Origin of the sequence: Pandoraea captiosa, assembly GCF_902459775.1 — a bacterium.
Taxonomy (GTDB): domain Bacteria; phylum Pseudomonadota; class Gammaproteobacteria; order Burkholderiales; family Burkholderiaceae; genus Pandoraea; species Pandoraea captiosa.
The window spans coordinates 837,095-852,293 of the sequence record NZ_CABPSQ010000001.1; the positions used below are offsets into that span (position 1 = coordinate 837,095).

The following is a 15,199-nucleotide window of genomic DNA, read 5'->3' on the forward strand; positions in this document are numbered from 1 at the left end:
ATGCCAGGCGCCCCGACCATGACGCAGGTGCCAACCGCCGGGTACGCGACAAGGCCAGGTACGCGCCGTCTTGCCAGACCCGACATCGAGCGCGAGGTGCGCGAAGACGGCAGCTTCGTCATCCGCTCACGTACCCGTCTGGGCGAGTTCGCGCGCAGTCCGGCCGACTGGCTCGTGCAATGGGCGACGCGTACGCCGGATGCCGTATTCGTCGCCGAGCGTCTGGCGTCGGGGCAACGTACATCGTCCTCCGATCTCTGGCGACGGGTGACGTACGGCGGTGCACTGACCATGGCGCGCGGTATCGGGCAGGCCTTGCTCGATCTCGACGTGCCGCGCGAGCGGCCGGTGGTGATCCTCTCGGACAACAGCGTGAATCACGCACTGCTCGTGCTCGGCGCGATGATGGCGGGGCGTCAGACGGCCATCGTGTCGTCGGCGTATTCGCGCATCGCCAAGGACATGAGCAAGCTGCACGGCATTCTCTCCCGGCTCGACCCGGCGCTGGTTTATGTGGAAGACGGCGACGCCTATGCGCACGCGCTGGCGGGTGCGCCGGTGCGCTGTCCGATCGTGGCTACACGTCATGCACGTGCCGGCTGGCTGACGTTCGACGCGTTGGCACGCACCCCGGCGTCTGCGGCGCTCGATGCGGCCTTCGCACAGGTCCAACCGGAGGACACGGCCAAGCTGCTGCTCACCTCCGGGTCGACAGGAAAACCGAAGATCGTCGTCAACACGCATCGAATGCTCGCGGCGAACCAGCAAATGATCGCGCAGTGCTGGCATTTCCTCGACGAGGCGCCGCCGGTGATCGTCGACTGGTTGCCGTGGAGTCATACCTTTGGCGCGAACCACAACTTTCACATGGCATTGCGCAACGGCGGATCGTTCTATGTCGACGATGGCCGTCCGGTACCCGAGTTGATCGGGCGCAGCGTCGAAGCGCTGCGCGACGTCTGCCCGACGTTGCACTTCAATGTGCCGAAGGGGTTCGAAGCGCTGGCGCCGTTTCTGGAAGAGGACGAGGCCTTTGCTGCGCGCTTTTTCGGTCGGCTGCAAGTGCTGTTCTATGCAGCGGCGAGTCTGCCGCCCGCCGTGTGGCAGCGCTTCGAGCGACTGGCGTCGCGCCATTGCGACACCATGCCGTTCTTCACCTCGGCCTGGGGCGCGACGGAGACCTCGCCGCTCATTACCAGCGTGCACTTTCCGATTCCGGGGGCAGGCAACATCGGCGTGCCTGCGCCGGGCAACGAACTGAAGTTCGTGCCCAACGGCGACAAGCTGGAAATGCGCGTGAGGGGGCCGTCGGTATTTCGCAGCTACGCGGGAGACCCGGTGGCCACGGCGGAAGCCTTCGACGACGAGGGCTTTTATCGAACGGGCGACGCGGGGCGACTCTCGGACGTCAATGATCCGGGCGCGGGTGTCATTTTCGATGGCCGCGTATCGGAGGATTTCAAGCTGACGAGCGGCACGTGGGTTTCGGTCGGGGCGTTGCGCCTGCGCGCGGTGACGGCGCTCGCGCCCTATGCGTCGGACGTCGTCATTGCCGGCCATGATCGGGACGAAATCGGATTGCTGATCTTTCCGAGTCCGGCTATGCGGGCCAGAGCGTCACCGGTCGATCCTGGCACGTCGGCGCATGCAGGCAAGGCGATGGCCATGCACGACGATGTTCGCGCCGTCGTCGCCCAGGCGCTCGCGCAACTCGCGCAGGACGCCGGCAGTTCGCAACGCGCCGCCCGCGCTGCGATCCTCGCGTCGCCGCCATCGCTGGAGCAAGGGGAGATCACGGACAAGGGATACGTCAACCAGCGTGCGGTGCTCACGCTGCGCGCGGATGACGTTGCACGGCTTTACTCGGACTGCCCGTCGGTCATTCACTTGTCCCAGTCGTAAGACCGGGGCGACAACTCAAGCGGCAGGGGAAGTGAGAGCGACAGCGCGCCGATGGTGGTGACTACCATCGGCGCGCGAAGTCGCCACGTTCTATGCATGCGTGGTGCACCCGATCAGGCGAGTGCTTCGCCGTGGCTCTCCGGCAAGAACCAGTAGACGATGATCGCCGCGAGCAGGAAGAAGCCGGCGGTGGCCCCCAACGCCACGCTGACGTTCTCGCCGCGCGAGAGCAGGCCCACGGCTGCCGGTGCAAGGGCACTGGTCGCCCGCCCGGTGTTGTAGATGAAGCCCTGCGCGGTGGCGCGCACCTGCGTCGGGAACATTTCGGCGAACGTCGGAGCGAACCCGCTGTAGAAGCCCGTGCCGAAGAACGCCACGACCGGGCCGAACGCGAGCAGTAGCATCGGCTCACGGATCACGACGTAAAGCGGCACCGTAATGGCCGACACGATAAAGAACAACAGGAAAGACTTGCGGCACCCGATACGGTCGGCAATGTAGCCGAAGCACACGAAACCTGCCGCCGCACCGATCTGCATGATGACGATCCAGGTCGTCGAGCGAATCAGGTCGAATCCCGGGCCGCCTTGTTCGACCGGCGTCGAGAGATAGGCCGGAATCCAGGTGAACAGGCCCCAGTACCCGCACATCGCCGCGGCCGTGAAGGCGAGTCCGACAATCGTGCTGCGTGCGTACGGACCGAACAACATACCCAGCGTCTGACCGAGCGTGAGGCGCACGCGTTGCTCGCGCCAGATCGCGGGCTCCTCCACGTGACGGCGCACCCAGAACGCGAGCACCGTCGGCACCAGCCCGAAGGCAAACACCCAGCGCCAGCCGAAGTGCGGCAGGATCACGGCCGCGACAATGGCCGCCACCGCATACCCGACGGCAAACGCGCTCTGCACCCAGGCCATGACCTTGGCGCGATGTTCCGCCGGCCATGTTTCGGTGATGAGTGCAGCGCCCGCCGACCACTCTCCGCCGATACCGAGGCCGAGCAGGAAACGGAAGATGAGCAGCGAGGTCACCGAGTCGGCGAAGCCGCACAGGGCCGTGCCGATGGAGTAGCAGAAGATCGACAGGATCATCGACTTCGTACGCCCGATGCGATCGGCGAGGAAACCGAAGAACAAGCCGCCGAAGGCGGTGGCCAGCAGCGTGAGCGACGCAATGATGCCCGCCACGCCTTTGTCGAAATGCAAGTCCGCGCTGATGTAGCGAATCACCATCGCGAACAACATCAAATCCATGATGTCGAGCATCCAGCCGATGTAGGCCGAACCAAATGCGCGCCATTGCGCGGGGCTCGCGCCGCGATACCACGGCCGGCGTGCCGCGCCCGCCGATTTCAGGGCGGTCGTGCCAGTGTCCATTCTTGTCTCCTTCATGGAACCATCCTAGTGTCATACCTCGTGTATCGATGATCGATACACATGGGAATGATTTCGTTTGAATGGTACCAGCACATTCCGAAGTTGCGTTTCGTGGTAAACCATAAATAGTGCTTTGCGTATCGATAGTCGATACTGAATGCGGAAATTGTCTCGATGTTCGGGGCAATGAACTCGTCACAGGAGATCGAGAAGTGAAGCCGTTTCAATTGCGTTTGTTCGAAGATGTCATCGCGCCTGGCCATCCGCCGGTGTATCTGCCGTCGGCCCGCCGGGCGATTTATGTCGTGCGCGGCGATGTCGCCATCGAGTTCGATACGGGGGCGCAACACCATCCGGCACAGAGCGCATGGCTTGGCGAAGACAGCGTGGCGCTCAATGCCGGTAGTGAGGGCGTGACCTTGTGGCGTTGGGAGTTGATGTCGGGCAGTGAGCCGACGCCGGGCGAAATCGCGTCGGCACCGGGCGCTTCGTCCACCCTGAAGCTCGCCGCGCCGATCGAACTGGACCCGCGTCAGCAGTGGCTCATGCGTTGCGACAAGGTACAATTCCCCCCCGGCGGCGTGGCGCATACGCACGTGCATCAAGGGCCCGGCGTGCGTTGCACGCTCGAAGGCGAGATCACGATCGAAACGCTCGGTGCGTCGCACACCCACGGGCCGGGACAGGCCTGGCTCGAACTCGGTCACGCGCCGGTGCTCGCACCGACGACCGAAGCGCGCGATACGACCTTCATCCGCTGCTTCATCCTGCCGCGGGCATGTCGCAATCGCAGCTCGATTCGATACGTGCGGCCCGAGGACGTGAACAAGAACAAGCCGCAGCGCTATCACGTGTTCGGCGAGCGGTTCATCTCGCTCGACGCACAGTAACCGGCGCGTGCGTGGCGACAGTGACAAAGGACAATCAGTGAAACGATCGAAGGACACTCCGCACGACCTCATCCGCAACGCCCGCGCCGTGAGCACGGCACGTGCCGAACATGCTGAGGGGGGCGAGCGGTCCGATGCCTCGGGCGGGGACGAACTCAACACATCCTCGACGTCGGTCATTTCGCTGCGCATTCTGGAGTTGCTGGCCGAGCGCAATGCCGAGTGCGGCGTCACGCATCTGGCCGAGGCGCTCGGCGTGCCCAAGGCGCGGGTTCACCGGCATCTCACGGCACTGCGTCAGGAGGGGTACGTGGTGCAGAATCCGCGCACGAGCCGCTATCGCATCGGCTGGCGTTTGTTCCTGCTGGGGCAGAAGCTGGTCAAGCAGTTCGACGTGGTGGGATTGGCCCGACCGGTGATGGAAGAACTGCGCGATGCCGTCGGACAAACCATCGTCATCAGCTCGTTTACCGAAACGGACGTCGTCGTGCTTGACGTGATGCGCGGGCGCAGTCCGCTCGAGATCTTGCTGCACCCCGGCACGCAATTCAAGCTGCACAGCGTGGCGCAGGGCAAGATTGCGCTGGCGTTCGGCGCTCAGGAGCGTCGCGACGCCGTGCTCGCCGGCCCGCTCGACGCCTGCACGCCGCACACCATCACGGATGCCATGCGCTTGTCCCATGAGCTTGCGCTGGTGCGCGAGCGCGGCTGGGCGGACGCCCCGGAAGAAGTGTTCCTCGGGGTGAATGCGTTGGCCGCGCCCATCGTCCAGGACGACGGTTCGCTATTCGGCACCTTGGCCATCGTCGGCTCGATCCACTATCTGCCCGCGCATCCCAATCCGCAGACCGTTGCCGCGCTGACCGACGCGGCGCGGCGCATCTCGCGTCTGCTCGGCGGCGCCCGAGGCGACTGACGGGACGGCGGGACTGACGGCACCGCGCGTCACGATATCTCCTCGACCGCCCGAGCCGAGGGCTTGCCCGGCAGGCATCCGAGACCATCGAGCGTGGCATGTATCGCAATGTCGAGCGGTGTGTGCGGTTCTTCGCCGAGCGCATCGATAAGATGCGTGTTGTCCATGCGCACCGGTTGCTGCCACAGGTAGCGCATTTCCCGCAGTTCCCGCAACGTCGTGACAAACGGCGAGAGCGCCGTCATCAGCCACCACGGAAAGCGCCGTGTGGTGACCTCCACACCATAACGTGCCATCACGCGCGTGATGCTCGCCGCCATCTGCGTGCCGTCGGCGTCCCAATGCCCGGCCATGTGAAAGTTGGCGAAGTTCGCCAGCGCCTTCCGCCGTTCGATGAGCATGACCATCGTTCGGGCGACATCCGGCAGGTACGACCATTCGTGTCCGATGCCGGGCGCATTCGGCACCTGTACGACGCGCGTCGTGTGTCCCGGCTTGACCAGACCCTGGCCGAACCAGCTATTGCGCGTGCGGGGGCCGAAGAAATCCCCGGCGCGCACGATGATCGTTTGCACACCATTGCGGCTGGCGTCGCGCAGGCGACCTTCCATCGTCGCGCGGATCTTGCCTTTGCGGGTCAGCGGGCGCTGCGGGGCATCTTCGCGCAACAGGGGGAACGTCTCGGGGCCGTAATTGTAGACGGTGCCCGGCAGGACGATAGTCGCGCCATGGCGCGTCGCCGTCGCGATCGTGTTGTCGATCATGGGCAGGACTTGCGTATGCCAGTTGCGATAGCCCGGCGGATTGACGGCGTGCACGATGACGTCGCACCCGCGTGCGGCGGCGAGCACGTCGTCGGCACGCATGGCATCGCCATCGATCCACTCGATGCGCGGTTGCGTTACGGTCTCGTCGGATATTGCCCGGGCCGCCCCGGTCGCATCGTGCGCATCAGGCGCACCGCCGCGCCGCAGCGCGCGCACTTGCCATCCGGAGGCATTGAGCTGGCGCGAGACTTCGCCGCCAATACCGCCCGTTGCGCCCAGCACCAGCGCGCGGGACAGGGATTTCTGAGTGGAAGGGTTCATGAAGCGAGGCCTCGTTCGTTATCGTCGATGCCATTCTCCCCATAAGTCGATTGGAATAAAATTGCCGAAAGATATCTATCGGCTATACATTTTTGTATGACGTCCAATCTCAGCTGGGATCTGTACCGAACGTTTCTTGCCGTGCTGACGGAGGGATCGCTCTCGGGTGCCGCGCGTGCGCTGGGCATCACGCAACCGACTGCCGGACGCCATATCGCCACGCTAGAAGCGGCGCTGGGTCAGACACTCTTTACGCGCTCACAGACAGGGCTGATGGCAACCGACGCGGCGCAATCGCTGCGTACCCACGCACAGGCAATGCAGCACACGGCATTGGCATTCGAGCGGGCGGCGGCAAGTCACGGCGAGGGGGTACGCGGGGTCGTTCGTCTCTCGGCAAGCGAGGTTGTCGGCGTCGAGGTGTTGCCGCCGATCCTCACATCACTGCGCCGCGCGCATCCGGAACTGACCGTGGAACTGGTGCCGACGAATCGCATTCAGGACTTGCTGCATCGTGAAGTGGACATCGCCGTGCGCATGGCGCCGCCGACGCAGGACGCACTGATTGCACGCCGCGTCGGCGTCATCGACGTCGGCTTGCACGCACGCGACGACTATCTGGCGCGCTATGGCACGCCGTCGACGCTGGCCGATCTCGCGCACCACACGGTCATCGGTTTCGACAAGATGACGCCGTTCCTGCGCGGAGCCACACGCGGCGTGCCGGCATGGTCGCGCGATGCCTTCGCGTTTCGCGCCGACAGCGACCTCGCACAACTGGCGATGATTCGTGCGGGATACGGAATAGGGGGCGCGCAGGTGCCGCTCGCCCGGCGCGATGCACGACTCGTGCGCGTCCTTCCGAGCGCCTTTCGCTTCAGGTTGCAGACATGGGTGACGATGCACGAAGACCTGCGCACCAGTGCCCGGTGCAAGGTGACGTTCGACGCGCTGGTGGCCGGATTGACCGCTTACATGGCCGGATAAAACTGTCGACGAAACCGTCGGGATCGTCGACGAGGAATCTTGTGATATACAATATATCAATAATATCAACGATCACGAGACAATCACTGCGCCATGTTCGACCCTTCATTGTTCGGACGGATGTCACCGGACGTCATCGCGTCCCGCTCGATCTCCTCATCTGTATCGGCCGACATTGCGGCGCCTGTCGGCGTCCCTTTGTACACGCCGGGCCGCAACGCGTTGGGCCTGAGCGAAACACGCGACGCCGTCCTTTATGTTCCCGCTGATTTGCCTACCGATCGTCCGGTGCCGCTATTCGTGATGTTCCATGGCGCGGGCGGTTACCCGGAGAAGGTGTTGCCCTTCATCGAGTCCCATGCGGACCGTCACAAGTTTCTGGTGCTTGCGCCGCATTCGACCTTCCCGACCTGGGACATCGTGATCGGCGGCAATGGGCCCGACCTGGAGCGTCTGCAAGCGGCACTGCGCCAGGTGAGCGCAAGTTATGCCATCGATCCGCAGCGGGTGGCGTTCGCCGGATTTTCGGACGGTGCCAGTTATGCGCTATCCATCGGTGTGACGAATGGCGACATTGCGAGCCATGTGATTGCGTTCTCGGGCGGTTTCATGTCCATCTTCGTCCAGGAAGGTCAGCCGCAGATCTTCATCGCGCACGGGCGCATCGACGAGCAATTGCCGATTGCGACCAGCGGTCGGCAAAACGCAAACAAGCTCAAAGCGGCAGGCTACGATGTCCGGTACGTGGAATTCGACGGTCTGCACATCATCGAGCCGGGCGTCGTGGCGCAAGCCATCGACTTTTTCCTCGCCTGACCCGTCGCCAGATACAAGCGTTGCACCGCGCGCGGGACGCGCTGCGCGGGTTTGCCAAATGCCTCACTTGCTCATACGTCAAACGGGGGAGTGCCGTCCATGGATTTCGAAATTCCCGAATCACTGATTCATCCGCTGATGCAACTCATCGGCGCCGACTCACCGCTGGGCAAACACCTGACGGCTTACGGCGTGTGCCGGGGCAACATGCTGGTCTCCAGCGAGTGGTTCGACGCAAAGTCGCTCAACACGCTCTACGTGCTGAGCAAATCGCAAAACGAGCGTGCGCTGATGTTCCAGATGCTCGCACTCGACAACGTCTACAACGCGCCGCAGGCCCGTGTGATACCGAGTCTGGACAAGCTCGTGCCAGGGTTGGTGGCTTATCTCGCGCGTGACGTCATCGACGGCTGGTTGTATCAGCGGCACCGCGACGGTGCGCTGCTGCCGTGGCTCGTGCGCCGCCTGCGGTACGTCGAGCCGGATCAGGGAGCGCCGTACGTCGTCGTGGACATGCTCGCGAATACGATGCAGTCGGCGAATCTGAGTCCGACCGAGCACCGCCCTCGACGCTCCGGCATGACCACGTCGCTCGTCTTTACGCGCGACGACATCGCCAATCGCACGATTCCGGAGTTGCTCGCGGAGTTCGGGTTCTACAAGGAATGTGCTGAGTTCAAGGCCGAGTACGAACAGCATGCGCAGCGCTTCTTGCGCGTGCAGCGGGCGTTCGGTGCACAGTTCGTATTGCGACGGGCGGCCTTTTCCATCGATCCGAAGGGGGTCACGGAGCTGATTCGGGTAGGCGATGGCGTGACGGCCAAATGCGTCAACGACGAAGAGCGGCTGGAGCGCAATTTCGAAATGGCATGCGACGCGGAGTTCTGGCGCAATGCCGAAATCGCGCAGGCCTTCGAGACGATCCCGCTGCACTGCTACGTGCATGTCTTCCATCTGGACTGGCATCGCAATCTCTGGGTGCACGTGCAGAACATGACCGAATACGAATACCAGCCCAGCCTGCGCGACAAGCTGGTGCTCCCCGCGCATCACCATGATCTGATCGACATTCTGACGTCGAACATGGACGTGATGATGCCCGACTTCGTGCCGGGCAAGTCGGGCGGGGCGACGATTCTGTGTCAGGGGGCGCCGGGCTTGGGCAAGACGCTGACGGCGGAGATTTACTCGGAGGTGGTCGGCAAGCCGCTTTACCGCGTTCACTCGGGGCAACTGGGCACGACGGCGGCGTCGGTGGGCGCCACGCTCATGAGCATCTTGCGGCGCGCCATGCGCTGGAACGCGATTCTGTTGCTCGACGAAGCGGACGTCTACATCCGGCGGCGGGACAACGATCTGGAGCACAACGCCATCGTGGCGGAGTTCCTGCGCTCGCTGGAGTACTTCCATGGGTTGCTGTTCATGACGACCAATCGCATTGGCGACGTGGACGACGCAATTCTCTCGCGCTGCATCGCCACGATCCACTACGAAGTACCGTCTGCCGCAGATGCGCGCAGACTATGGCGCATGCAGGCGGAGCAGGTCGGGGCGTATCTCGACGATGGACTCATCGAGACGCTGGCGGCCCGCTATCCGAAGGCGAGCGGGCGCGACATCAAGGAATTGATGAAGCTCGCCAGCCGTTATTGCAAGGTCAGGAACATGCCCTACACGGAAGACGTTTTCCGCTTGTGCGGCCTGTTCCGCGGCTACGATGGGTGATGGCGGAAGGGGGTACGGGCCGTCATTTTTCGCGTCAGATAGATGACGGTGATAGCCAGCCCGACCCCTGCGATGATGTCTATGAGGTAGTGCCCGCCGAAGGGTAGCGCAGCGATTATCATGACCCCGTTGATCCCGGCGAGCAGCACATTCAATCCCTGCAGATGCCTGACGACATAGGTAAAAATCACAGCGTGCGCTGCATGAAGCGACGGAAAGGAGATCAGCCCTTGATTGTCGTTGAGGTCGATGGTGCGCTGCGTTCCGTCGCGCAACGCAGCGAACTGAGACCACTCGGAGACGTCGTGGGGACCCACGAGGCCGAAGTAGATGTAAGGGTTGGACGCCGGCATGAAGGCCGACACGAGAATTGCCAGAACGACGCTTATGCAGAACAACCACAAAAAATCGGCAAGCGTTTCCAGACGTCCGCTGAACGTGAGCAGTACCGGTAGCAGCGCCACTTGCCATTGGTAAAGCCGATACGAAACGCGTAGCCCGTAGAAGGCAGTCGTGTGCCGCTCGAACCAGAAATATGCTTCTTTCCAGTGAAAGCCCAGGGCCGTATCGATCTGCGCGAGCCGCGCGTCGACCAGATCAAAGCGAGTCGCAATGGCATTCGCTTGAAGTACCACTGCCGCTAACGAGAATAGCGTCAGCAGACAAAGGCAAAAGAGCGTGATACTCACCCGGGCCCACAGGCCTGTAATTCTCGATGCACGTTGTCGTGACAGAAAATAAGTGCCTGCCGCAATCGCGGCTGTTGGGCTGAGCCAGTACAAATGGTCAAGTCCCGCAAGCGAAAGTCCTTCAAGCGATACGCAAACGAGATCGATGCACAGTACACATGCCAGCAGCACGAAGACCGCACGAAGCCTGGGCTGAAGAAAAAAGCGCATGCCAAATGCCTGTTGCCCAGCGGTTGACACAACGCCGCCGAGTGCAACTGTAACGTCTGGCTTCCCCGATTTTTCTCGCGCGTCGATCTCACTCATAAGAGTATGCGCATCCTTGTTATTAGAAGTACTTTATATATTCATGGATTCGGATCATACATCGGAAGTGGGTAATGCGATAAGACGCTGCCGCCACGCCGCAAGCACGTCATTGGCTGGCCGCCGGCATTGCTGAACCAGAATAGCGGAGCTTGCTGATCGACCTTGCCGATCCGATGAGCGCCGACGCGAGCGTTCCGTGAGGCGACCATCAGCAAAAATCATGAAACATCGCAGCATTCCGATATGCGGGAAAACTAGAGGCGCGCGCACACGCCGGTCTGGCTATATTGGTGGCGGATCGGCGCCGACATCTGCCCGCACCGCCGGCAAGCCTCACGCCTTGTCTGCGAGCCTCTGACCGTGTTGCGCCGCGCCATTTATCGGCAAGGCAAGGAGACGCAGTGGAGACGCATGGCGAACTGCATAGGGCGATTCTCAATAACATCCCGGATCAGGCGTGGCTAAAGGACACCGAGTCGCGCTACATCCTCGTCAACGACGCGTTCATGGCCGCGTGCGGGCGCACCGAGGCTGACATCATCGGCAGCACCCCCGACAAGGTCTGGTCGTCCGAATGGGGACGTGTCTATCTCGCCACGGACAAGGCCGTCGTCGCGAGCGGCGTGCGGCGTCGCTACGAAGAGAGCCGACCCGGTGCCGACGGCGCACCGCGCTGGTTCGACACCGTCAAGATGCCCGTGCGCGACGAACGCGGTCGCATCGTGGGTACCGTCGGCATTTCGCGCGACATCACCGACCGCAAGCGCTCCGAGATGGCATTGCTCGACTCGCGCGCGCAACTGCGCCAGCTCTCGGCGTATCTGCAAACCGTGCGCGAAGCCGAGCGCACGCGCCTGTCTCGCGAACTCCACGACGAACTGGGGCAGTGGCTCGGCGGATTGCGACTCGGCCTCAGCTACATGGAAACGCAACCCGACATGCCGCCGGCGGACCAGACCGCACACATCCAGATGCTCAAGGAACTGGTCGATGAGACCCTCGACGCCGTGCATCGCATCGCGACCGACCTGCGCCCGGCGGTGCTCGATGAACTGGGTCTGCATGCGGCGCTGGAGTGGCTCACCGAGTCGTTCGCGCAGCGCCACGGGTTGCCGTGCGAACTTCACATGCCCGAAGCCGTGACCGCATGCCTCGACAGCGAGTGCAGCACGGCGATCTTTCGCATCGTGCAGGAGTCGCTCACCAACGCGAGCCGTCACGGTCAGCCCACGCACGTCCGCGTGTCGCTGGCGCTGCGCGACGGGCATTGCCACGTGAGCATTGCCGACGACGGTCGCGGGATGGACACGGCCCGCGCCGGTCACGGTCAGCGCCTCGGCCTGATGGGCATGCGCGAGCGGGCGCTGATGTTGGGCGGCGCCTTCGAGATCGAGAGCGCACCGGGGCAGGGCACGCGCGTCATGGTCCGGATTCCGGCACGCCCGGCGGCCGGCGGCATGACGACCGCCGACACACTGGCTGGATGGGATGCACCGGGCGCACCGGGTGCACCGGGTGCATTGGACGCAGCGGGCGGCGTCGATACGACACAGGAAGCGGGGTGGTCATGCGGGTCATGATTGCGGACGACCATGCGATCATTCGCGACGGTCTGAAAAAGATCATCGCCATGGCGCCCGACATGTCGGTGGTGTCAGAGGCGGTGGATGGTGAGGACGTCCTCAGGCGCCTGCGCCTCACCACCGTGGATGTGCTGCTGCTCGACATGTCGATGCCGGGCAAGAGCGGCATCGCCCTCATCTCGCAGATCAAGTCGACGTATCCCACACTGCCGGTGCTGGTCCTGAGCATGTATCGCGAATCGCAATACGCGGTGCAGGCCATTCGCGCGGGGGCGGCGGGATATCTGACGAAGAACGCCGAATCCGAGCAGTTGATGAGCGCGATCCGACGCGTGTCACGCGGCGGCACGGTCGTCTCGCCGCTCGTTGCCGAGAAGCTCGTTCGCCAGTTGCAGCAGCCCGCCGAGGCACTTCCCCATACGCGCCTTACCGCCCGCGAGTTTCAGATATTCCAGATGCTTGTCGAGGGCAACGGGATCAACGACATGGCACGTTGCCTGTCGCTCTCGGCCAAGACGGTCAGCACGCATAAGGCGAACATTCTGACCAAGATGGACATTCCTTCGACCGCCGGTCTCGTCCACTACGCCATCGAACACGGCCTGATCGTGGCCGGGACCGATGCCTGATTCTCGCCTCTGAGCTTCTTCTCCAATCTTCTTCTCCGATTTCGGTCGCCCGGCTGCGTATCGCCCCATTGCCTGAACGTGGACGGGCGTCGCGTCTGATCTTACGTCGGCCGTTGCGCGCAATCTTTCAGCGCTTCCTTCAGCGCTTCATTCAGCACTTCATTCGGTACGTCGTTATTGCTTGCTGCACCGCGTCTAGGGAAATTCCTAGACGAAAACCAGCAAATCCCGATGCCCCCTGCACGGGCGCTCCTCTACGCTTGGTTCAGGCCATTGCCACCCGGCCGGCAGCGTTCACCGGCACCTGCCATCCATTGACCCTCATCGACTTCGTGACGTAAGGAGACCGCACCATGCATGTGGACCTGCTGATCAACAACGTGTGCGTACGCGACGATGCGCCGCTCGTGGACATCGCCATCAAGGGAGGACGCATCGCAGCGATCGAGCCGGGCATCGACGCCGGCGCAGATGAGCGCATCGATGCGCAGGGACGTGCCGCGATCCCCGGTCTCGTCGAGGCGCACCTCCATCTTGACAAGGCGCTGCTGCATCGTCGTCTGCCGGCGCGCTTCGGCACGCTCGACGAAGCCATCCGTGTCACGGGCATTCTCAAGAGCAAGCAGGAGCGCGAAGACGTACTCGACCGCTCGCGTCAGGTCCTCGACATGGCAGTGAAGAACGGCACCGTAGCCGTGCGCGCGCACCCTGACGTCGACCTGATTCAGGGCCTCATCGGCGTGGAGACGCTGCTCGCGCTCAAGGACGAATACGACAGCCTGCTCGACCTGCAAATCGTCGCGTTCCCGCAGGAAGGCATTCTGAAGTCGAAGGGCACCTACGAACTGATGATCGACGCCCTTCGCATGGGCGCGGACGTCGTGGGCGGTTGTCCCTATAACGAACTGAACTGGGACGACACCAAGCGTCACATCGACATCGTGTTCGAGCTCGCCCAGCGCTTCGACGCCCCTGTCGACATGCACGCCGACTTCGCGGACGACACTGCGGACCAGCGCTTTGCCGCTATTTCGTACATCGCGCAGAAAACCATCGAGACCGGTTATCAGGGACGCGTGTCGCTCGGGCACGTGACGAGTCTCGGTGCGCTCGACAACGACGCGCTCGCCCCCGTCATCGAACAGATTCGACTCGCGGGCATCAGCATCGTGACGCTGCCCGCGACAGACCTGTATCTGGGCGGACGCAAGGACGTGCAGAACCCGCGTCGCGGACTCACGCCCGTCAAGGCGCTGCATACCGCCGGCGTGAACGTCGCGTATTCGTCCAACAACGTGCGCAACGCCTTCACACCGTTCGGCAAGGCCGACATGTTGCAGATCGGCAATCTGCTCGCCCACGTTGCACAGTTCGGGGTGCCCGAGCACCAGCAGGCGATTCTCGACATGGGCACGCACAACGCAGCGCGCGCCATCGGCCTGTCGCATGACTACGGCATCGCTGTAGGCAAGCAGGCCGATCTCATCATTCTGGATACGTTCCGGGTGGCCGACGCGCTGCTCGACATCCCGCCACGCCTGTGGGTCATCAAACGCGGCCGCATCACGGTCGTGACGCAGCATCACTGCGAAATTCACCGGCATTCATGTTGTTGTGCGCAATGAAGTTCTCATAACACTCAAGGAGACGATCATGAAGAAGCTGCCTGCGGAAGTCGTTGCCTCACTGCTTGCTGTCACCACCATCCCGATTGCGATGCTGCCGTTGCACCTGCCTCCCTGGGCGATTTTCATCAGTTGGGCCGCGACCTTCGCGATGGGCGGCCCGACGCTGGTGAACCTCAAGCGCATCTGGGCGACGCTGCCCGTGGGCTCGTGCTTTGCCTTCCTGATCGTGCTCGGATTCAAGCAGGCTGCCACGCAGTTCAGCGGCAACACGCTGATTCTGGCCGAGATGGTGATTCTCTTCGTCGGTAACGGGTCGATGATGGCGCTCGCCCGCGTCTTCCCGGGCCTGAACTTCATTCCCGGCATGTTCTTCGGCTTCGCGACGTACTTCGCCACGCTGTTCGGCGGCTTCGGACCGGTGGCGCAGGACCCGTTTGCAGCGCTCGCCGCCGCTGTCGCCATGAACGCCCTGGGCCCCGTCTACGCGTGGCTGAAGGAGCGTTACTCGGCGCCGGAGGTGACGCATCAGCGCAACTGGAAGGGTTGGAAGGCGGAAGTCTGATCCGACGATTCGGTGCGTCTTCGATGCCTCTCCGATGCCTCTCCGATGGGGCTTCGATGGGGCTTCGATGGGGCTTCGACGATGCTTTGATGTGCGCAC

General features: G+C 63.1%; 13 protein-coding genes. 10 read left to right on the plus strand and 3 right to left on the minus strand.

Annotation, left to right across the window (positions count from 1 at the left end; translation table 11 throughout):
• Window positions 1–1,902 (plus strand): feruloyl-CoA synthase, encoded by a 1,902-nt coding sequence (locus tag PCA31118_RS03560; RefSeq protein ID WP_246190033.1) that lies wholly within the window; start codon window positions 1–3, stop codon window positions 1,900–1,902.
• Window positions 1,903–2,015: 113 nt separating this feature from the next.
• Here PCA31118_RS03560 and PCA31118_RS03565 read toward each other — a convergent pair whose 3' ends face one another.
• Complete coding sequence (locus tag PCA31118_RS03565) at window positions 2,016–3,278, minus strand: MFS transporter (protein ID WP_150622976.1); 1,263 nt, start codon at window positions 3,276–3,278, stop codon at window positions 2,016–2,018.
• A gap of 212 nt (window positions 3,279–3,490) precedes the next feature.
• Between PCA31118_RS03565 and PCA31118_RS03570 the strand changes: the two genes are divergently transcribed.
• Together PCA31118_RS03570 and PCA31118_RS03575 are read left to right on the plus strand one after the other, a co-directional pair.
• Window positions 3,491–4,168: a cupin domain-containing protein gene (locus tag PCA31118_RS03570; protein ID WP_150622977.1), complete on the plus strand. Its 678-nt coding sequence runs from the start codon at window positions 3,491–3,493 to the stop codon at window positions 4,166–4,168.
• A 37-nt stretch (window positions 4,169–4,205) separates the two neighbouring features.
• On the plus strand, window positions 4,206–5,084 hold the full coding sequence (locus PCA31118_RS03575) for an IclR family transcriptional regulator (protein ID WP_150622978.1): 879 nt from the start codon (window positions 4,206–4,208) through the stop codon (window positions 5,082–5,084).
• Window positions 5,085–5,113: 29 nt separating this feature from the next.
• Here the strand turns inward: PCA31118_RS03575 and PCA31118_RS03580 are convergent, their stop codons facing one another.
• Window positions 5,114–6,172, minus strand: a complete 1,059-nt coding sequence (locus PCA31118_RS03580) for an NAD-dependent epimerase/dehydratase family protein (RefSeq protein WP_150622979.1) — start codon at window positions 6,170–6,172, stop codon at window positions 5,114–5,116.
• 96 nt (window positions 6,173–6,268) lie between these two features.
• Between PCA31118_RS03580 and PCA31118_RS03585 the strand changes: the two genes are divergently transcribed.
• The 3 genes from PCA31118_RS03585 (at window position 6,269) to PCA31118_RS03595 (ending at window position 9,700) form a co-directional block, all read left to right on the plus strand.
• Window positions 6,269–7,159 (plus strand): LysR family transcriptional regulator, encoded by an 891-nt coding sequence (locus PCA31118_RS03585; RefSeq protein ID WP_150622980.1) that lies wholly within the window; start codon window positions 6,269–6,271, stop codon window positions 7,157–7,159.
• Between the two features lie 93 nt (window positions 7,160–7,252).
• Entirely contained in the window at window positions 7,253–7,975 is a 723-nt protein-coding gene (locus tag PCA31118_RS03590) for an alpha/beta hydrolase (protein WP_246190034.1), read from the plus strand.
• A 99-nt stretch (window positions 7,976–8,074) separates the two neighbouring features.
• Window positions 8,075–9,700 carry an AAA family ATPase gene (locus PCA31118_RS03595; protein WP_150622981.1) on the plus strand — a complete coding sequence of 542 codons (1,626 nt, stop codon included), beginning with the start codon at window positions 8,075–8,077 and terminating at the stop codon, window positions 9,698–9,700.
• Here the strand turns inward: PCA31118_RS03595 and PCA31118_RS03600 are convergent.
• Window positions 9,688–10,695 (minus strand): phosphatase PAP2 family protein, encoded by a 1,008-nt coding sequence (locus PCA31118_RS03600; RefSeq protein ID WP_150622982.1) that lies wholly within the window; start codon window positions 10,693–10,695, stop codon window positions 9,688–9,690. The genes PCA31118_RS03595 and PCA31118_RS03600 overlap by 13 nt on opposite strands.
• Before the next feature lie 404 nt (window positions 10,696–11,099).
• On the opposite strand from PCA31118_RS03600, the gene PCA31118_RS03605 reads away from it, so the two are divergent.
• The 4 genes from PCA31118_RS03605 to PCA31118_RS03620 all read left to right on the plus strand — a co-directional run bounded on the left by PCA31118_RS03605 (window position 11,100) and on the right by PCA31118_RS03620 (window position 15,100).
• The gene (locus tag PCA31118_RS03605) at window positions 11,100–12,278 is read left to right on the plus strand and encodes a PAS domain-containing sensor histidine kinase (protein ID WP_246190035.1); all 1,179 of its coding nucleotides are present in this window, start codon (window positions 11,100–11,102) and stop codon (window positions 12,276–12,278) included.
• Window positions 12,266–12,910: a response regulator gene (locus PCA31118_RS03610; protein WP_150622984.1), complete on the plus strand. Its 645-nt coding sequence runs from the start codon at window positions 12,266–12,268 to the stop codon at window positions 12,908–12,910. Before PCA31118_RS03605 ends, PCA31118_RS03610 begins: the two co-directional genes overlap by 13 nt.
• Before the next feature lie 353 nt (window positions 12,911–13,263).
• On the plus strand, window positions 13,264–14,535 hold the full coding sequence (locus tag PCA31118_RS03615; protein WP_150622986.1) for an amidohydrolase family protein: 1,272 nt from the start codon (window positions 13,264–13,266) through the stop codon (window positions 14,533–14,535).
• Window positions 14,536–14,563: 28 nt separating this feature from the next.
• Window positions 14,564–15,100: a DUF1097 domain-containing protein gene (locus tag PCA31118_RS03620; protein ID WP_150622988.1), complete on the plus strand. Its 537-nt coding sequence runs from the start codon at window positions 14,564–14,566 to the stop codon at window positions 15,098–15,100.
• Window positions 15,101–15,199: the final 99 nt, after the last annotated feature.